Annotated in this window: 17 protein-coding genes and 1 riboswitch; of the genes, 6 read left to right on the forward strand and 11 right to left on the reverse strand. The window is 48.0% G+C overall.

All coding sequences use genetic code 11. The features are described 5' to 3' along the window. The first annotated feature begins 46 nt into the window (after positions 1-46). Positions 47-583, forward strand: coding sequence for a GNAT family N-acetyltransferase (locus tag MRK00_15835; protein ID MDR4518840.1), 537 nt, complete (start codon positions 47-49; stop codon positions 581-583). A 40-nt stretch (positions 584-623) separates the two neighbouring features. Here the strand turns inward: MRK00_15835 and MRK00_15840 are convergent, their stop codons facing one another. Further along, positions 624-1,514 (reverse strand): hypothetical protein, encoded by an 891-nt coding sequence (locus MRK00_15840; GenBank protein MDR4518841.1) that lies wholly within the window; start codon positions 1,512-1,514, stop codon positions 624-626. A gap of 333 nt (positions 1,515-1,847) precedes the next feature. Continuing rightward, positions 1,848-2,765 carry a LysR family transcriptional regulator gene (locus tag MRK00_15845; protein MDR4518842.1) on the reverse strand — a complete coding sequence of 306 codons (918 nt, stop codon included), beginning with the start codon at positions 2,763-2,765 and terminating at the stop codon, positions 1,848-1,850. A 250-nt stretch (positions 2,766-3,015) separates the two neighbouring features. Here MRK00_15845 and MRK00_15850 point away from each other — a divergent pair, with 250 nt between their 5' ends. The 5 genes from MRK00_15850 (at position 3,016) to glgP (ending at position 11,034) form a co-directional block, all read left to right on the forward strand. Continuing rightward, the gene (locus MRK00_15850; protein ID MDR4518843.1) at positions 3,016-4,437 is read left to right on the forward strand and encodes a form I ribulose bisphosphate carboxylase large subunit; all 1,422 of its coding nucleotides are present in this window, start codon (positions 3,016-3,018) and stop codon (positions 4,435-4,437) included. 58 nt (positions 4,438-4,495) lie between these two features. Further along, positions 4,496-4,852: a ribulose bisphosphate carboxylase small subunit gene (locus MRK00_15855; protein ID MDR4518844.1), complete on the forward strand. Its 357-nt coding sequence runs from the start codon at positions 4,496-4,498 to the stop codon at positions 4,850-4,852. 158 nt (positions 4,853-5,010) lie between these two features. Beyond that, a complete protein-coding gene (locus tag MRK00_15860) occupies positions 5,011-5,817 on the forward strand; it encodes a CbbQ/NirQ/NorQ/GpvN family protein (protein MDR4518845.1) in 807 nt (268 codons plus the stop codon). A 57-nt stretch (positions 5,818-5,874) separates the two neighbouring features. Then, positions 5,875-8,202: a nitric oxide reductase activation protein NorD gene (locus MRK00_15865; protein MDR4518846.1), complete on the forward strand. Its 2,328-nt coding sequence runs from the start codon at positions 5,875-5,877 to the stop codon at positions 8,200-8,202. A gap of 258 nt (positions 8,203-8,460) precedes the next feature. Then, a complete protein-coding gene (gene glgP, locus MRK00_15870) occupies positions 8,461-11,034 on the forward strand; it encodes an alpha-glucan family phosphorylase (GenBank protein ID MDR4518847.1) in 2,574 nt (857 codons plus the stop codon). Between the two features lie 48 nt (positions 11,035-11,082). Here glgP and cobO read toward each other — a convergent pair whose 3' ends face one another. The 9 genes from cobO to MRK00_15915 all read right to left on the reverse strand — a co-directional run bounded on the left by cobO (position 11,083) and on the right by MRK00_15915 (position 20,241). Continuing rightward, entirely contained in the window at positions 11,083-11,697 is a 615-nt protein-coding gene (gene cobO, locus MRK00_15875) for a cob(I)yrinic acid a,c-diamide adenosyltransferase (protein ID MDR4518848.1), read from the reverse strand. Positions 11,698-11,700: 3 nt separating this feature from the next. Beyond that, on the reverse strand, positions 11,701-12,300 hold the full coding sequence (locus MRK00_15880; protein ID MDR4518849.1) for a hypothetical protein: 600 nt from the start codon (positions 12,298-12,300) through the stop codon (positions 11,701-11,703). A gap of 14 nt (positions 12,301-12,314) precedes the next feature. Beyond that, complete coding sequence (btuB, locus tag MRK00_15885; GenBank protein ID MDR4518850.1) at positions 12,315-14,207, reverse strand: TonB-dependent vitamin B12 receptor; 1,893 nt, start codon at positions 14,205-14,207, stop codon at positions 12,315-12,317. A gap of 109 nt (positions 14,208-14,316) precedes the next feature. Next, positions 14,317-14,619: riboswitch (cobalamin riboswitch) on the reverse strand. A 126-nt stretch (positions 14,620-14,745) separates the two neighbouring features. Next, on the reverse strand, positions 14,746-15,168 hold the full coding sequence (locus MRK00_15890) for an RNA-binding S4 domain-containing protein (protein ID MDR4518851.1): 423 nt from the start codon (positions 15,166-15,168) through the stop codon (positions 14,746-14,748). Positions 15,169-15,175: 7 nt separating this feature from the next. Beyond that, positions 15,176-16,408: an alpha/beta fold hydrolase gene (locus MRK00_15895; protein ID MDR4518852.1), complete on the reverse strand. Its 1,233-nt coding sequence runs from the start codon at positions 16,406-16,408 to the stop codon at positions 15,176-15,178. 288 nt (positions 16,409-16,696) lie between these two features. After that, the gene (locus MRK00_15900) at positions 16,697-17,326 is read right to left on the reverse strand and encodes a hypothetical protein (GenBank protein ID MDR4518853.1); all 630 of its coding nucleotides are present in this window, start codon (positions 17,324-17,326) and stop codon (positions 16,697-16,699) included. A gap of 51 nt (positions 17,327-17,377) precedes the next feature. Next, the gene (locus tag MRK00_15905) at positions 17,378-18,028 is read right to left on the reverse strand and encodes a hypothetical protein (protein MDR4518854.1); all 651 of its coding nucleotides are present in this window, start codon (positions 18,026-18,028) and stop codon (positions 17,378-17,380) included. A gap of 126 nt (positions 18,029-18,154) precedes the next feature. Further along, positions 18,155-19,417, reverse strand: coding sequence for a methane monooxygenase/ammonia monooxygenase subunit B (locus MRK00_15910; protein ID MDR4518855.1), 1,263 nt, complete (start codon positions 19,415-19,417; stop codon positions 18,155-18,157). Continuing rightward, positions 19,417-20,241: a methane monooxygenase/ammonia monooxygenase subunit A gene (locus MRK00_15915; protein ID MDR4518856.1), complete on the reverse strand. Its 825-nt coding sequence runs from the start codon at positions 20,239-20,241 to the stop codon at positions 19,417-19,419. The genes MRK00_15910 and MRK00_15915 overlap by 1 nt, the downstream gene beginning before the upstream one ends. Between the last annotated feature and the right edge of the window lie 46 nt (positions 20,242-20,287).

Consider the following 20,287-nt stretch of genomic DNA (forward strand, 5'->3'; position numbering starts at 1 on the left):
GAAACATGCTTCGTCACCAGCACGTGTTTTTCAAACTTTCCAAACAATGAAACAAACCATCATCGATCTGTCTCGATTCACTCTCACAATCGCAAAACCCGATCATTGCCCGGATATCTGCAATCTGGTCAACCTCACCTATCGCGGCGAAATGGGGTGGACCCGCGAAACGCACATCATCGGCGGCGACCGAACCAGCCTCGATGAAGTCACCGCAGCAATGGCAAAACCCGGCGCGCAGTTCTATGTCGTCTATCAAGAACAATTGCTTGCGGCGTGCATCTATCTCTCAAAAGAACACTGCCATGCGTATATCGGTTTCTTCTCGGTGCACCCAGACTTCCAGGGTCGCGGCGTCGGCAAGCATATACTGCAACAAGCTGAGGCCATCGTCATGCAACAATACGCCACAACAAAAGTTCGTATGTTCGTCGTCTCTCAGCGCCCCGAACTAATTGCATTTTACCAGCGCCGCGGCTATCAACCCACCGGCAGCCAGGAACCCTATCCGCTACGATTAAAAATCGGCGTTCCAAAAGTAGACGGACTGACTATCGAGTTCCTGGAAAAACAACTCCGTTAACAACATACAACGGGTAATTACATAAAACCGGTCTCGGACCCTAACTCAAAACACTGACATCATCCACACTGATCTGACCAGGCTGCACGCCGACAAGCGTAATGGACACATTCGGCCCGAAGTCAACAATAAAATCTTGACCATTGTGATGGATATCTGTGATAAAACGCGCCAAATGCGCCTTTGACGCTAGGCCATAACCGGTATCAAATACCAACAAATCACCTTCAATTGAACTAAAGTCTTCGATGCGTAAATGCGCAGCCTCACGGATAACAAACTGATCAGAACCAAGACCGCCGCGACTATCATCGCCGCCGCGCACAGCAATGAAATCATCATCATCGGTAAAGGAAAAACTGAGGGGATTGGACAATTTATGCGCAAAACCACCCGACGGCGCATCGGATGAAGACACCCATTGTTCGGAAATGCGCAAATAAAGTCCGTCGCCATCTTGGTCCTCATAGCGTGTAACCTCGGCGCCAAACGCTTTTTGCTCGGTACGCACAACCACATCGCCCTCAACAACGTAAGTTTCACTGCCGTCATCATCGATTGATTTGGATTCCAGCACACCATCTTCTAACTCAAAAACGCCGACAACCTCGCCATTTACAATATCAAATTTAAACGCTTTACGACTACCGCCAGAAGAACCGTCGTCACTGCCCGAACCACCAGAACCCGAATCGTCATCCGACCGGGAGGCAACTCTATAAAAACCGTCTCCTTCCGGATCTGAAAAAACGGTTACCTCAAGACCACTTGAAGTCTGCTTGGTATGGGTAATCTGGCTGCCTTCGATAACAAACGTATCACTGCTATCGATTGATTCCTGCTCCGTAAAACCGTTCTCAACTTCAAAAAATTCAACCACTGCACCATTGACAATGGTAAAGGTATACTGTTTGTTACTGCTTGAATTCATGACAAATCTCCTTGAAATGTGTTTTTATTCCAAAATGCTATGCACCATTATTTCAGCAAAGACTGAAACTGACTTATAGACTAAGTTCCCTCTCAGAAAATCCATTCTAACTTTTTATAAACTGTTAATTCTGTCAGGATGGGAAAAGGTTTAAATACAGGATACCTCAAAAAGAAATTCACAAACGATCAATTAACATGGCGCACGTAGTACAGGATACAAGAAATTGAACAAAGCGAGTTTCGTCGAAGCCATATTTCGAAATTCGAGAATTCATGACCAAACAACGTCGTCAAAGTCCACACAATTTGTTTTCGAGGTATGTTGGTATAATCAGCTCTTCTCGGGCTGATGCACCAATCCGGCCGCTTCCTGCAACAGAAAATCCCTGAATGCCTGCGCTACTGCGGACAGACGTTTGTTTTTGCGAATGACAACATGCCAGTAGCGCACTATGGGAAAGCCCTGTACATCCAGAATTTTTAGCCGGCCAGTTTCAAGTTCGAGTTCCGCAGTATGCTGTGACATGATGCCAAGGCCCATCCCAGCCTGAACAGCCTGTTTGATGGCTTCGGTAGTATCGGTTTCCATACCGGTGTTGATTCGCACGCCATGTTGTTTGAAAAAACGTTCCATTGCGCTGCGCGTGCCTGAACCGGGTTCACGCACCAGAAACACCTCCTGTGCAAGCCTTTTGACTGTAATATTGTGTTTCTTACTGAGCGGATGGTCCGGTGGCGCGACCACAACCAGTGGATTTTCCATAAACGATTGATTGGTAATATCCAGATTCTCTGGCGGCTGCCCCATAATCGCCAGATCAATGGCGTTATCATCGAGCTGTTTGAGTATCGTCTCGCGATTGGACACATTCAAACTGACGGTAACATTGTTGAAACGCTGGCAAAATTTTGCCAGCAAATGCGGTGCAAAATAATTGGCGGTGGTTACAACCGCGATGTTTAATTTGCCGCGTTCCATGCCTTTGAGTTCATCGAGCGTCACTTCAAGGTCCGATAGCCGTTGTAAAATATCACGGCTATACCGGAACAGTTCATTCCCGGCTTCGGTCAAATAAATTTGCTTGCCCATTTGCTCAAATAGGGGCAAACTTACATTCTCTTCCAGTTGTTTTATCTGCATGGAAACAGCTGGTTGGGTTAAATACAGCTCTTCCGCAGCGCGGGAAAAACTTAAATGGCGGGCGACCGTCTCAAATACTTTCAGTTGTCGTAACGTAAGATGCAGCATTAATTGGTGTCTCTTGATTTATATAAGTATAAGCTTATCATACTTATCAAAATAATTGATTTGTGCTTATGATTAGTATTCTTTATAGTTACACCATGTTTCAAATGCTCATACCGTACTCGTACTTGAGTACATTCTTGTTTTCAAATTTGTTTCGTTAATTATTACTTGTCATTTATTAATTGTTACTTAAACCTCCGCTCTTTTCTTTCGACATGAACTGAATCGAGCGGATTTTACTGGAGAGAAAATTATGGCGAAAACATACAGCGCTGGTGTTAAAGAATATCGGCAGACTTACTGGATGCCCGAATACACCCCATTAGATACAGATATTCTGGCATGTTTTAAAATCACCGCTCAACCCGGTGTTGACCGTGAAGAAGCAGCCGCAGCGGTTGCGGCGGAATCTTCAACCGGCACATGGACTACAGTCTGGACTGACTTGCTCACCGATCTGGATTATTACAAAGGCCGTGCCTATCACATTGAAGACGTACCTGGCGACGACACCTGTTTCTACGCCTTTATTGCTTATCCAATTGATTTGTTCGAGGAAGGTTCTGTTGTCAACGTGTTCACTTCACTGGTGGGTAACGTATTTGGATTCAAGGCAATTCGTGCCTTGCGCCTGGAAGATGTTCGCTTCCCGATCGCCTATGTCAAAACCTGCGGCGGACCGCCTCATGGCATTCAAGTTGAACGCGATATCTTTAACAAATATGGCCGCGCTTTTTTGGGTTGTACTATTAAACCGAAACTGGGCCTGTCCGCCAAGAACTATGGCCGCGCCGTATACGAATGTTTACGCGGCGGCTTGGACCTAACAAAAGATGACGAAAACATAAACAGCCAACCTTTCATGCGCTGGCGCCAACGGTTTGATTTTGTGATGGAAGCCATTCACAAAGCAGAACGCGAAACTGGCGAACGTAAAGGTCACTATCTGAATGTAACCGCACCAACACCGGAAGAAATGTACAAACGTGCAGAATATGCCAAGGAAATCGGTGCGCCGATCATTATGCATGACTACATCACTGGCGGCTTCTGCGCCAATACGGGTCTGGCTAACTGGTGCCGCGACAACGGTATACTCCTGCATATCCACCGCGCGATGCATGCCGTACTGGATCGCAATCCGCATCATGGCATCCACTTCCGTGTATTGACCAAGATCCTGCGCTTGTCCGGTGGTGATCACCTGCATTCAGGCACTGTTGTCGGCAAACTTGAAGGCGATCGTGAAGCAACACTGGGCTGGATTGATTTGATGCGCGAATCCTACGTCAAGGAAGACCGCAATCGTGGTATCTTCTTTGATCAGGACTGGGGCTCAATGCCTGGCGTATTCCCGGTTGCTTCCGGCGGCATTCATGTCTGGCATATGCCTGCGCTGGTTGCAATTTTTGGTGACGATGCCTGCCTGCAGTTTGGCGGCGGTACACTGGGCCACCCATGGGGTAATGCTGCTGGCGCGGCTGCCAATCGTGTCGCACTCGAAGCCTGTGTAGAAGCGCGTAACCGTGGCGTACAGATCGAAAAAGAAGGTAAAGCGATTCTAACCGATGCCGCCAAGAGCAGTCCGGAACTCAAGATTGCCATGGAAACCTGGAAAGAAATTAAATTCGAGTTTGACACTGTCGACAAGCTGGACGTGGCACACAAGTAAACTATTTTCCGGCGCATGGTGCATGCGCCGACAGTTAAATTTATCAGGAGTAATATAAATGTCTGAAGTATTGGATTATAAAAGTCGCTTGAGCGATCCTGCCAGCCGCAAATTCGAAACATTTTCATACCTGCCGGCAATGGACAAAAAACAAATCAAAAAGCAGGTGGAATATATCGTCAAAAAAGGCTGGAACCCGGCGATTGAACATACCGAACCGGAGCATCTGATGGATAACTACTGGTATATGTGGAAACTGCCGATGTTTGGCGAGACCGATGTAGCACGTATTTTAGCTGAAGCAGAGGCCTGTCACAAAGCCAACCCGAACAATCATGTGCGTTTGATCGGTTACGATAACTTCGCGCAAAGCCAAGGCACATCCATGGTTATCTACCGCGGCAAAACCGTGTAAGCGATTACCAGCGGGTATACAAAATTACCCAAAGCCCCCTACCCGAAAGGGGCGGGGGCTTTTTTTCGGCCTAAAAAGCTGCTGGTGCAGGAATTTCGAATTGATTTGCATTTTTCAGCGTTTTCAAAAAGCCTGATGTTTAAAAACAGGAGTTCGTTATGAACAAAATTATCGACCAGTATCACGTTAAAACTGAACCCTATTACCATCCCGTCGCGGATGAGGTGGAACTTTATGAAGCGGCTTATTCGGTACGCATGCCCATGATGCTGAAAGGACCTACCGGCTGCGGCAAAACCCGTTTTGTCGAGTATATGGCATGGAAACTCAAAAAACCATTGATTACCGTCGCCTGTAACGAGGACATGACCGCGTCCGATCTGGTCGGCCGTTATCTGCTGGATGCCAAAGGCACCACCTGGCAGGATGGGCCGCTCGCCGTTGCAGCACGTCACGGCGCCATCTGCTATCTCGACGAAGTGGTTGAAGCAAGACAGGATACCACGGTTGTCATTCATCCATTGACCGATAACCGCCGGGTATTGCCGCTGGAGAAAAAAGGCGAATTAATCCATGCGCATAAAGATTTTCAAATAGTCATTTCATACAACCCCGGCTACCAAAGCCTGATGAAAGACCTCAAGCAATCAACCAAGCAACGCTTTGGCGCACTGGATTTCAATTACCCCAGTCATGAAATCGAAAGCAGGATCGTCGCTCACGAAACCGGCGTTTCCGCGGAAATTGCCGAAAAACTGGTATCGATCGCCGAACGCGCGCGCAATTTGAAAGGTCACGGTCTCGATGAAGGCATATCGACCCGCATGCTGATTTATGCAGGCAGCCTGATTGCCAAGAAAGTAGCGCCACATGACGCATGCCGCGTTGCCCTGGTGCGTCCAATTACTGATGATCCGGACATGCGCGATGCGCTCGATGCAGCTGTATCAACGTTCTTTAATTAAGTATTTCAAAACGAAATACATTAACAGTATTTATTTTACCAATACGCAGGTGACGTCATGAGTATTCATCTTGATGATTACAAAGAATTACTGGAAAATCTGGAGCCTGAATCAACAGCACTGCTCAAGAATGCCTGGCCCGAAGCGGTCAAGGTTTTTTCACCGCGCGGGCTGGATAATTACCTTAAAGGGGTATCCGCGCTGCGCAACCTGGGACGGGGACGCAACCTGGTTGACTGCTGGATCGACGAAATTCCACAGGTTGCCAAGGAAATTGGCGAGGACGTGATCGTTGAACTTGCGACATCGGTTTTGGCATTAGCTTCAAAAACATCAGGGGCAGTCATCGAATTGGTACTGGCTACCGCACCTACGGCAGCCAGGCGTCTGGGTGATGCGAATCTGTTCCTGAATTATCTGCAATTTCTCAACACCTTGATTGCACAAGCGCCACGCGGTATTCGTCCGATGCTCGACAAACTGGAAATCTTGTTCGAGCAACTCACGCTGGGTGGATTACGCCGTTGGGCCATGTGGGGCGCACATGCGCACCGTACCGATTACGAAGAACAAGTTCAATATTTTGGCCTGGAATCGAAGGAATCACTGGCCGTTCTGCAGAAAGAGCGCAAAGGCACGCTGTTTGTTGACGTACAGCGTCGCATCAACATGTATCTGCGCGCGCTCTGGGCGCGGGATTTTTTCATGAAACCGACATCCGGCGATTTTGAAACACGCGAAGGCTACAAGCCGTTTATCGAAAACTATTTCATTCATTTGCCGGACGCGTTTGACAATTATGGCGATGTCTCAGCCACCGAGGTTTATCGCGCTGCAGCTGCGCATACCGCAGCACACCTGGTTGAAACAAAGCAACCCATCTCTGCTGAAGGGCTCAATCCCATGCAAATGGCTGTGATTTCCGTCATTGAAGACGCGCGTGTGGAAGAACTGTCAATCCGGCGTTTTCCCGGTTTGCGTAAAACCTGGGGCAGCCTGCACACCGCCACACCAGATATGGGCGCCAGCATAGGGAATTATCTTAACCGATTAGCGCGCGCACTCGTCGATCCTTGCTATAAAGATAATGACAAATGGATCACGGAAGGCCGCCGTTTGTTTAAAGCCGCACAGGAAAAACTCGGCAGTCACCAGATTTCCTGGGATATCGGCGTGCAGCTCGCGCACAGTATCCGCGATAAAAACCTGCCGTATAACCCGCGCACCGATGTGTTAACCGCGCCGTATCGTGACGACAACCGTTATTTCTGGGAGTTTGAGGAATTTGATTTCAACAAATCCCTGAGTGCCGGTTTCGAAGCACCCAAACAGGTGCGTAAATATGTCAACGTGATGGAACTGGCCAACGAGATAGAAGTCGAAACCGCCGGTGACGACGCGCAGGAAATCTGGGTGATGGGCTCAGAATTTTTTCCGTATGAAGACAACGGCGTCTCATTCAACGACATGGAAGGCAAGGAACCCGTATCGCCGCCCTTCCATTACTCAGAATGGGACTACCAGATCCAGCTGGAGCGTCCCGATTGGGCAACGGTACAGGAAAAACGCGCCAAAATGGGCGACATGCAATGCATTGACGAAATCGCCACGCAATACAAACGTGAAATTGCGCGCATGAAATTCCTGCTCGACGCCATGCAACCGCAAGGCACGCGGCGCATCCGCAAACTCGAGGACGGCGATGACATCGACATCAACGCCGCAATCCACTCGATGACCGACATTCGTATGGGCATGCAGCCTGATCCCCGCATTATGATGCGTTCGATCCGTAAAATCCGTGATATTTCGGTATTGGTACTGCTTGATATGTCCGAATCAACCAACGAAAAAGTCGCCGGACAGGAATTCACTGTGTTGGAACTCACGCGCCAGGCCTGCGTACTGCTGGCCAACGCCATCGACAAAATCGGAGACCCGTTTGCGATTCACGGCTTCTGCTCCGATGGCCGCCATGACGTGGAATATTACCGCTACAAGGACTTTGAACAACCGTACAATGAAATACCCAAGGCCAAGCTGGCGGGCATGACAGGGCAACTCTCCACGCGCATGGGCGCGGCCATCCGTCATGCCAGCCACTATCTGAAATTGCAGAAATCGTCGAAAAAACTGCTGCTCGTCATCACCGACGGCGAACCTGCCGACGTCGACGTACGTGACCCGCAATATCTGCGCTTCGACACCAAGAAAGCTGTCGAAGAAGCATCCAGATCAGGCGTAGTCACCTATTGCATGAGTCTTGACCCAAGAGCCGATCAGTATGTATCGCGCATTTTTGGAGAGCGCAATTATATGGTGATTGATCATGTCGAGCGATTGCCTGAAAAACTGCCGGTGTTGTATGCAGGACTGACAAGATAAATACTCTCTATAAGTCACCTCTAAAAATTCAGCGTTTAAACAAACGTGGCGAAACAGAGAAGCAGGTAAGCAAGCAATCCGCGATACGGATGCTCGCAAACATAGACACTTAGCGACGCCCTAAATTCAAAAAACCTGCCTAACAGCGGGTTTTTTGTTTTTTTCATATTGTCCAGCAAAGGATTAACAGCTGCTGGATTGATTATTATCAAGCATGACAGGATAATCAAATACTCGCTAATTTTCCCCGTAAAAATCATGAAAATACCGCGTTCAATGATTCATTACCTGCAGGACTTACCCGCTGACCTGATTCCCTTGGTCGAACAAATCGCAACACTGGCCACTGATTTGCGCTGGACCTGGAGTCATGCAGGCGATACCGTGTGGAAAGCGATGGACCCTGTATTATGGGAGCAAAGCGAGAATCCACTGGTCGTTTTGCAGAATCTGCCCCGTGAACGCCTTGAAGAACTTAACCGGAACACGCAATTCAAACGTCATCTGAAAAACCTGGTCAATGCGCGCAGCAGTTACTGCGATTGTTGCGGCTGGTTCGGCGAGGTACATGGGGATGCGCCGTTAAAGGGTGTGGCGTATTTCAGTATGGAGTTTGGTCTGGGCGAAGCACTGCCTTTGTATGCGGGCGGGCTTGGTGTTTTGGCGGGCGATTACCTCAAGGCGGCGAGCGATCTCGCAGTACCGGTAACCGCAATCGGCCTGCTTTATCAGGAAGGTTATTTTCGGCAAGTACTCGATGAATCGAAGTGGCAGCAGGAAGTGTATCCCTACAACGACTCCAGCACAATGCCGCTTCGACCCGTACTGGCGCATAACGGCAGCTGGCTGGCTATTCCCATCGAGCTTCCTGGCCGCACTGCGCGCTTTCATGTCTGGGAAGTGCAGGTAGGCCGGGTGCGATTGTATCTGCTCGACAGCAACGACCCCTTGAACAATCCGCTCGACCGCGGCATCACCAGCAAGTTGTACGGCGGCGGTGAAGAAATGCGCCTGGTGCAGGAAATAGCATTGGGCATAGGTGGTTGGCGGTTAATTCAGGCCTTGGGACTCGAGATTGACATCTGCCACTTGAATGAAGGACACGCTGCATTTGTGACTCTGGAACGCGCGCGCTGTTTTAAAGAAAAGAATCAAGTGGATTTCTGGCAGGCGCTCTGGGCGACCCGGCCCGGCAATCTGTTCACCACCCATACGCCTGTGGCAGCCGGATTTGATACCTATCACCGCGATTTACTGGCTAAATACGGACTCATTTATGCAAAAGCCCTGGGAGTGGCGCCTGCAGAACTGATTGCCCTGGGTCGCCGCAACGAAAATGACGGTAACGAACCGTTCAATATGGCGTATCTGGCAGCACGCACCTGCGCCAGGATCAATGGTGTGAGCCGTCTGCACCGTACGGTAAGCCAAAACATTTTCCAGGGTCTGTATCCATACTGGCCGCAATGTGAAGTACCAGTGACATATGTCACCAATGGGGTGCATGTGCCGTCTTGGGACTCATCCTGGGCTGACGAGATCTGGACCCGCTCCTGCGGAAAAGACCGCTGGCTGAGTACGGAAAACGCGTTGGCATCGGCAATTGGAACGCTGAGCGATGAAGCGCTATGGAATTTCCGCGGGCAAGAACGCGCCGACCTTGTATACCATGCACGCCAGCGGTTGCGCCGACAATTTGGACACCACGCCGTCGCGGCAACTACCGCCCAACAAGTGGAGCAGATTCTTGATCCCAATATTCTCACACTCGGATTTGCCCGCCGCTTCACTGCTTACAAGCGCCCTAACCTGCTGTTGCACGATCCCGAACGCTTCATGCGCTTGCTGCTCAATCCGGAACGTCCCGTGCAGATTGTCGTTGCCGGCAAAGCACATCCGAACGATACCGAAGGCAAACGATTTATTCAACAATGGGCGCAATTTGCCGCACGCCCGGAAGTTCGCATGCGGGTGGTATTTCTCGAAGACTATGATATCGCGCTTGCACAGGAAATGGTGCAAGGTATTGATCTATGGATTAATACCCCGCGTCGTCCCTGGGAAGCCAGCGGCACCAGTGGCATGAAGGTACTGGTCAATGGCGGGTTGAACCTTTCGGAACTGGACGGCTGGTGGGCCGAGGCGTACACGCCGGAAGTCGGTTGGGCGCTGGGAGACGGCATGGCGCATGATGAACCGGACTGGAATCATATCGAGGCGGAACAATTGTACAGCGTACTGGAGAATGAGATTGTACCCATGTTCTATGACCGCGATGCAATCGGCATCCCCCGTGCTTGGGTTGCCAGAGTGCGCGCCAGCATGTCAGCACTTGCACCGCAGTTCAGCACCAACCGTATGGTGCGCGAATATGTCGAGGAACTGTATATTCCCGCAGCCATTGCATTCCAGAATCGAACCGCTCAAGGTGGCGAAATCGGCAAAACGCTGCACCGCTGGAATAAAACACTCATACAACACTGGCATGGCATTCATTTGAGTAATTGGTCGATATCCGCGGAAAACAATGGCTGGATATTTGAATTACAGGCTTATCTCGGAGAAATTTCTCCTGATTCCATCCAAGTACAGATTTACGCTGATCCGATTGAATCGGACGCTGCCCCCGTCTGCCTGAACATGCAGCGACATGCCAGCATCCCCGGCACCGCAAACGGGTATGTGTATAAAAGCAAGGTAAATACTATCCGTCCGTTCAGTGATTTTACGCCCCGCGTCGTGGCGTACCAGCCCGATGCGTTGATACCGGCTGAAAATAATCTGATCTTATGGTGGTCAGGCGATAAAGTGCTTGAAAGCAGTGTTGTTTAGGTGGAGTTGTTCAGGCATTCTTTGACAAGTTTAAACGATTACGCGTGATTACAGATCAATGCCCTTTTGCGCCATTATTCCAGCTTGAAATGCATGCTTGACATCGCGCATCTCGGTCACCGTATCGGCCGCTTCACAAAGGGCTTCTGGCGCAGCACGCCCGGTAATCACGACATGCTGCATAACCGGACGGCTTTTCAGATCTTCCAGCACGCTGTCCATCTCCAGCCAACCGTATTTAAGCGGATAGGTCAGCTCATCGATAACCACCAAATCAATTTCAGGGTCGCGCAGCATTTCCTGGACAATCCGCCAGCCTTGGCGTGCTGTCTCACTGTCACGTTCAAGATCCTGCGTATCCCAGGTAAAGCCTTCGCCGAGCACATGCCAGACGACATTGGCCTGCCGCCGGAAAAAAGCTTCTTCGCCGGTATCCGAACGGCCTTTGATAAACTGCGCAACGCCCACACGCATGCCATGTCCCAGTGCGCGCGCAACCATACCGAACGCCGAACTCGATTTACCCTTGCCATTGCCAGTCAGCACCAGCAGCAGACCTTTTGCCTGATCAGCACGCGCAATTGCAGCATCGACAACATTTTTTTTACGCTGCATACGGTTGCGGTAACGCGCGGCTTTATCCGCATTTCCTGAAGCGGTCATCGACTAACCGGCTACTTTTCCGTGCATATTGGATTGCCGATAAATCAAAACGTAAGCGGCATGCACCACGATTGCAATACCGGTATAAAACAAAAATGACTCAACATACAACGGAAAATATTCCAAAGAACGGCCGGCAAATTCAATCCATGTGGTGTCAGTAAAATGGCCCGAGAAAAAATAAAAACCGCCGCTGGAAAATAATTCGCAGAGTGTTAAACCGGCCAACATGCACAACGACAACGGCTGTAAGGTGCGCCAGTTGAATTGATACTGCCCGGCATACCCGCGCCCTGCCAGCCATAACGCAGCATACGCCGGTAACAGAAAAACATACGCAGGCGTCAAACAGAAACCGCTGGCCCCACCCCAGGTATACGCGGCAAAATCAAGCCACCAGCTTAATGCCAGAAAACCCGGCAAAGACCAGATTGTTCGCAAATAGACTCCGGCTAGAAAGAATACTGCCCATGACGCACCCGGAAGGTTATGCATATCGGCAAAATGATGACCGCGCGTGATAATCATCAATATTACCAGCATGAATGCAATCAGCAACTGATTGCGAGTGGATAAAGTCAATGCAGTCGATAATGAAAACATGTGTTAACTCCTTGTTAAGGTTGATAGCGTAAAGTGGCGAAAAAATTGCGTCCCGGTTGATTGAAAAATCTGGCTGTTTCATAATGTTCATTGAACAGGTTTTCGATGCGTCCCTGTAATCGCCAGTGCTTGCTCAGCGCATACTCAGCACGCAGGTCGAACTTGACGTAACTATCCAATTTAAGCGTATTCCCAAGGTCGTCAAAACGCTCGCCTTCGGCCAGAAATATTGCCCCAAGCCTGTATTTACCGAACTGGCGGTCTGCATCGAGACGAAACGACTGCTGCGCGCGTCTGGGTAATATGTTACCGTTATTTGTGTCTGATGCGCGATTCTCCGGATCCAGGAATGTAAGATTGCCATTGAGCACCCAGCCCCGGATGTGTGTACTGAGCACCGCCTCCAGTCCCTGAATAATTGCCTTATCAATATTGTCAACTTTACCATTGGCAATGTTAAATGCAATCAGATCGTTTACCCGGGTTTCATAAACATTCAACGACCAGTTACCCCAATTGGCTCTGCCACGTACACCGAATTCCAGGGTACGCGATTTTTCAGGACTCAGATCAGGATTACCCGAGAATGGGGGTGGAAAATAAAGCTCATTAAATGTCGGCGCTTTAAATGCCGTCGCGAAATTCGCCGTCAACCGTATATTTTCTGAAATCTTATACCCCGTTCCAACACCACCAGTCATGAATGTCCCAAACTGTTCGTTTAAATCGATCCGGCCGGACAGTTGATTGTTAAATGAAGCAACTTTCGCCTGATGCTGCGCAAAAACACCCCAGTTGTGCCTTGAAGTCTCCGTAAATGCTGTTGTACTGTCAACCGCGTCATGCTGATAATCCGTACCAATTGTCAACAAGTGATTCTCATGCAGCGTAAAATCATTCAGTATTGAAATGGTATCGCGCATGGTATTAAAGCGTGATGTCAAATCACGACCACTGAAACTGTCCAGATAATCCTTGCTGCGCCCGGCAATGACGTTTAACCGCCAAAAATCGACCGGAGCATACTTTAATGAACCGCCGAAAACCTGCTGCATGAGTTCTGATTTATTCGGTGAAATAAACCCGGGGAATGGATCGCTGGCGTCAAACTCGGTTCTGCCATCGGATTGCATAAAATTTCCACCGATTTCAAGTCCATTCTTAAAACGGTAACCCGCATTTGCAGAACCCGACACATTGCGATAACCGTCCCGATCGGGATCGGGATTACTTGAAAAGCATCCTGCAAAAACCGACCCGGTGCAACTGTTAAAACCTTTTGTCTCCCTGCCGCTCGCTGTCAGATTAAACCAACCTTGCCCATTGTTTCCAGACAATCCCACAGAACCATTCAGCGAACCGAAACTGCCGCCGCCAAAACTGAATACCGGTGTTAAACCGCGTTTGCCGTCGCCTTTGCGCGTAAAAATCTGGATAACGCCGCCAATCGCTTCGGAACCATACAGACTCGAACGCGGGCCACGAACAATTTCGATACGCTCAATCTGCTCAATCGGAATATTTTCGAATGGCGTAGTGCCAGAAGTGGCTGAGCCCACTTTGATTCCATCAATCAAAACCAGGACATGATCGGTTTCTGTCCCGCGCATCTGCATAAAGGTACTTTTTCCGGGACCGCCATTGTTGACAATACTAATGCCGGGCGTACCCCGCAATAAATCATGAATTGAACGTGCTTGCTGGCGTTCAATATCTTCGCGCGTTATAACCGTCGTCGCCGCCAGCGATGCATCGGCCGTTTGCGCTGTGCGTGTCGCTGTGACAACAATCGGTTCTTTATGGTGAACCGGAAAACTGTTTCCGGCCCAGACCGGTGCTGTTAATATGCTGAAAAACCCCAGTACAGTGAGCTTCGCAATTGCCGGTAAATGGCTTTGTTGTAACATTTTTTCCTCCGCGCCGCCCGCGCGATATCCGTTTAAAAGAATTGCAGAGGAAAAACAAAAACGACCCAATCAGAAAGGAAACGCCAATACCATATATCGCCCTCCGCAATACCATTGTTTTACTTCAGGCCGGTCTCCGGACTCATGAGCGGAAATTAATCCAGACTTGCGCCTTCCCATGCGATATATCGACACAGTGGCATCTTGCAAATCTTTAAGAAAAAGTGTTAATCCATCTTTTCTTGACTCATCTACCGTTGCGGGGGCAGTGCTGGTTTTGTTGTCTTGCAATTATGATCGCCATAACTATTGCCACTTATCATGGACGAATTACATCAATGCAATTTAACGCACCAGCTTCCCGTTTAACTTCTTGAAAAATTCAAAAGGCACCCGAGGTAAGGGTGCGCAGACTACAGAACCAATAACAACCTGTCAAGTGATATTAAAAAACGGGGTGGTAAGTATCTGATACCGGAAGCAGCGGGTATCAAACATTGACTGCGGCAAGATGGCGATGTTGGACACTGCATTCAATTCAGAATGAATCATCACCTTGATCTGTTTTTTCATTTTTCTTCAACCGCATAATTTGCCGCCGGTCACGTTTTGTCGGCCTTCCTTTACTATAAAAGGGTTTCGGTTGCGTCTTTAAACGTTCAGAGATAATCTCACGCTGTTTGCAGCTTTCTTCAGTTTCCCGATACAGTTGCTGAGCAATCGATGCGGATCCCCGTTTATTGCTTAACGCCAATACTTTGATTTCATATTGATAATTCCCAATACGAATCTTCATAGCGTCACCGATTGTGAGTGTCTTGGCCGGCTTTACCCGGTCGCCGTTCAAAATGACTCTGCCACGTTCAATGGCTTCTGCTGCCAACGAACGTGTTTTAAAAAAACGGGCTGCAAAAAGCCATTTATCTATACGAAATTTTTCTGTGGTTTTTGCATCTTGCATGCAAACTCTATTCAAATGATCTGGTTTCAATAACGATTTGGTTTTCCAGTGTCTTATGAACCGGACACTGATTCGCTATTTCCAACATGCGTTTTCGTTGTTGATCATTTAATTGCCCTTTTAATTTGATGATACGCGAAATTTTATCAACAGGTATTTCCTGCTTATCGCAGTTTAGACAATCTTCTGCATGTACCCGACTATGATAAAGCTCTATTTCTATTTCCTGCAAATCCAGCTTTTTATGATTGGCATACATACGTAAAGTCATGGATGTACAACTACCCAGGGCCGCCAATAACAACTCATAAGGATTAACACCCAGATCTCCACCCCCCATTTTGATTGGCTCATCGCTGATTAACCGGTGGTGTGCAGTAACAATTTCACGGGTAAAATTTTTGTCGACTTCCCTGACAATTACAGTACCTTCCTTGACTTCGGAGGCTGCAGGTTTTGAATAGACAGTTTGCTCACTTTTGTCATCCAGGTAACGACTCGCCCAAGTCGATAATACCGATGCAACATATCTGGCGTCTTCGGGCTGTGATAAAAGATGGTCCGCATGATCGAGCGAAATAAAACTTTTGGGGTGCCGGGCAGCCGTATAAATGCGCGCTGCTTCATCGATTGACACCACTTTGTCCAGGGGTGAGTGAAAAATCAGTAATGCTTTATTCAGTTGCTTGATATGATCCAGTGAATTATGGTTTTCTAGATCGTCGATGAATTGCCTTTGGATAGTAAAACTTCGGCCGCCTAACTGAACTTGTGCGATATTTTTTTCGAGAATTTCTTGATGCGAGTCAGCAAACAAATTTTTTACATGATCAGCCACCGCAGGTGCACTGATTGTAACCACAGCATTAACGGCTTTAAGCTGCTGCGCAACCGCCAATACCGCAGCACCACCCAAACTATGTCCGATTAGTAAACTGGGTGCCGCAAATTCCTTTTCAAGGAATGCTGCCGCAGCGATGATATCCTGAATATTCGAAGAGAAATTGGTATTTGAAAAATCGCCCGTACTATTCCCAAGACCGGTAAAATCAAACCGCAAAACCGCTATTCCTTTTTCCGCTAATGCACGGGATATATGTACGGCAGCCAGACTGTCTTTGGAACATGTAAAGCAATGTGCAAAAATCGCAAAATACTTTGCTTTTTCCTCAGGCATTTCCAGCAATCCGGATAACGCTTCGCCGTGTTTATTCTTAAAAATAGCTTTTATACTCGCCATTGCATCTCTTCTCTAACAGTCAGGAAAATAGTTTAACCTGAATTTTGCACCAGTACATTGGTATCTATCATAAATTACATCAACATTCTTGCTTTTAGCCAACACTCTGAATTTTAACAATTCCCATTGGGATTTACGATAAATAATGACTATTTTGGTTTTAACAAAAACCGTCAAGTACAAACAAAAAAACACGGCAGAATCTGCCGTGTTTTTAGTCAATCAGCGAGTAGTTAAATTTATTGTTATTTATTAACTCAACAACTCACATTCAATAATTTACTTTAACTATGCAGCAGATGTACCTTCTTGCTCAGGTTTCTTACGGCTACGTAAGAAAAAGAACGCTGCAAAAACAACAATGGCAACATAGGGTAATACATCTGTCAGCCAGTTAATTGGAAGCCCTTCACCGACGGAAAACGGAAATACTGAAACCCATTCTTGATCATTGCCTTTCACGGTTACAACACCGGCAAACATCCCTTTCTCTGAAAATGTATGATCAATCAGAATAGAAGCAGTTGGATAAACTTCAGGCGGCAGGTGATAAATTGTCATTTTCTCTAAATCCTCACCCGATACCTTTTCCAAATCCTTTGATGTGGTACGGGTAGTGATATTAAGGGAGTCCGTACTGCGCACAATCCGCACTTCTGTCTCAAATGGACGAAGTTCATCATTAATATAATCCAAGGCAACGACTGTTTTGCCAATCTCCGGGATATCTTCGCAAAATTCTTCTTCCTGAGACAATGGCTGATAACCTGTAAAGTGAATGGTATATGGGCCGACTGTCAGAATACATAAATCATCGGCCAGCGCCAATCCACCGTGCGCATGCACTTGTCCTGAAAATATAATTCCAGATGCAACTACTATTGATATGAATAATTGTTTTATCGTTTTAATACTCATTCTATATTCCCCTGCAAAAATATTATTATAAATCTTTATTAAGAATAATGTTTACAAAGATTTCTTTTTTGTAGCCATCCAGTTTTTGAAACGCTTGGATCTGAATAATTTGTAGCCAATTAAAGTCAGCAACACCAATCCAACAACAGGGCCTATCGAAGCCCTGAATACTTCTGCATAATTGACCATCTCAACGCGCAAATGATAGAGATACTTCAGCGGTTGAACGCCATCGACAGTTATGACCAATAGATGCCTCCCCTGCTCCAATACCTGATGCGTGTTAATTACACCATCGGCATATACGGATGCCCTTATATTTGCCAGTACTTCGCCGTCTTCTTCTCTGCTGCCTCGCACCAGTTTCACCCCTATCGGCATTTCACGCAATATCGGGTCAACCAGATCCACGACAAGCACCGTATTGCCCGTCGCAGGTATGTCCGTACAATAATGCCCAGCTTCGTCAACCTGCGGCTGATAAACACTTAAATGTATCATGTTCTCACCTATACGGCGCATGCAACTGTCATCTTCCAGTTCTTCTGCTCCATGCCCAAATACCGCGCCTGTATACAATGCCGCAACTAATACCGTAACTGCTGCGCCCATTTTCATGGTTCGCTTTAACACATCCATTACCTCCTGATCAGAGTACTTCGCCCGCTTCTTCTCGCCTGCCGCACTCCGCTTATCTTTCATTTCTCTCTTTCCCTGCATTGTTAATGCGGTGCCCTGAGTCTTCTTGTGCTCTTCTTCTTAATAAAAAAGCCGGTACACCGGCTGTCTTGCGACAGTGGTGTACCGGCGTTGTTGCTTGTCTACTTTTTAGAGTCTCGTAAAGACCGGGATTACCGCTCCAGCAATACTGTTGATGTAACGGTTGCCTTCTTCATCCCATGTCATCAACAATCCACCAAAACGACTTTCCGGATCACCCAACAAAGCCATCAAACGCTGCACTTCCCACAATGCGTCTTTAGCTTCCAGTTTGACTTCACGGGTCTCGCCTGGCTCAATCGCTGCGTCATTATCCAATGTCAAGCCTGTTGCAACCAGCTCTCTCGGATAATCAGGATCAAGATGCTCACGGCCCAGCGCGTTTACAAAACGTACACCCGCTGTCGTGAACTCACCAATGTTGATCGCTGTATCACCATTGTTGGTAACGTCCATGGTAATACGTAATGCACGCCCTGGTACGTCATAGTTAGCATGCGTTATTCTGATCGCTACCGGGTTTGGCTCAATCGGCAGTGGATCTATCTTGGACTCACCAGCCTGAATCGGAATCGTATATGGATAGGTGCTTTCCGTATAACGATAACCACCCCATACCAACGTACAGGTCAGTATCGCTACCGCCCACGCTACCTTACGATCCATTGGATCCAACAACAGGTCATCACCATACGCCAATAATACACGGCTACGTGGCAAAAACATCGGACGTGCTACATAATAGCCAATCCAGAATATGCCCAGACCCGTCCATACAAGATGCCAGAATATACCATTGGCAAAGTTGAAGGTCTCTGTATCAATAGTATCGCCTGTCAGTGTCTTGATAGGGTTGGTAAAGTCATCCCAGTTGCCTGTGATGTTCATCCACGATGCAGGCCCTGCAATCGGTCCTGCGTCTTTTACGTTAACCATCGCGTGCATATGATGACGGCCAGGTATACGCGCTTTCAGCTTGACTTCAAATTCATAGTCACGACCAATAACCAACGGCCCTGATATGAACATCGGTTCGCCATTCAGCTTGGTGCTCAAACGAACAAATACCGGACTCGGACTACCAACGTTGAAGAACGCACGCTCCGGCTTGCCAACCGCACGGGGCCAGTCTTCCGCCAGGTGAAACTTTCCTGACATGGTCGCAATGTCGTTCACCTTGGTGACCTTAGGCTCCCATCTCATGTCGTACCATTGGATGGAACGCATACGCAAAAATGGCTCCTGTGAACGTTCACCATGCGCCGCTACCGGTGTCACGTCTACCGCTACTGTCAACGCCAGTGTCGCGGCTCCTATCGCTGCGCCATACAATCCCATGACGCCAAGCTTAAAGATGTTCTTTATTTTCATTATTTGATCCTCTCTGCAAATCCTGCTTCACCATATGCCGTAACGTCCATCTTCATTGAAATACGGCCTCTTTCGCCTTTAACATAGTAAAACGCGGTGCAATAGATTTTGCCAAAGTACCACCATACACAGAACATCAGCATGGATACAAAGGCCGAGAAGAACGCCGCAATCACCGTGGTGTGTCCACCAAATGTCCTCAGTGACCCTTGTTCAATCAATCGAACATATTCCGGTGTACCTGTACGTACATACAAGAATCCCGTGTAGTCAGCTACTGAAAGCAATACGCCTTCTACAACCACCGGTAAGTGGGTTGGACCAAATATCGGCCAGTTGCCAGGATAAAAGAACAATCCCCAGAATCCGCCACCAATCAATGCTGTAACCAACCAGTTTCCTGTCAACAACAAGATCGTGTCAAGCATCAATGCGCCTGGTATCATTGTCGATGGCAATACAAAGTTGATCGGATAGTGTGACCACCAGTAAAAACCCCAGTAACGCGTCAGCCATTCACCTATTAACAGGCAAACAATACATAAGGTCGCACCATACGGTAAACGGTAGTTTACCCACAGATAGTACATCAATGCCGCACAATACATAACGCCTACAATCGGTGTCACTACCGGCCACCACTGACGGTCTTTCCAATCCAACCAGAAATCCCAGTCACCTGCCAATAGCATAAAGTGCATGTGGAATGTACCTACCAAAAGTATACACAGAATTGGAAAATACACCGCATCAATGTATCTGGACATCCTAACCGCTTCCGGCGGCATCTTCGCCGCCGCTATAATTTCGTCTGTTCTGCTCACTAGACTCTCCCTTCGTTTGTTTCGTGTGATATTAATTTAATAACAT

The organism is Nitrosomonas sp. (genome assembly GCA_031316255.1).
In the GTDB taxonomy this organism is placed as follows: Bacteria; Pseudomonadota; Gammaproteobacteria; order Burkholderiales; family Nitrosomonadaceae; genus Nitrosomonas.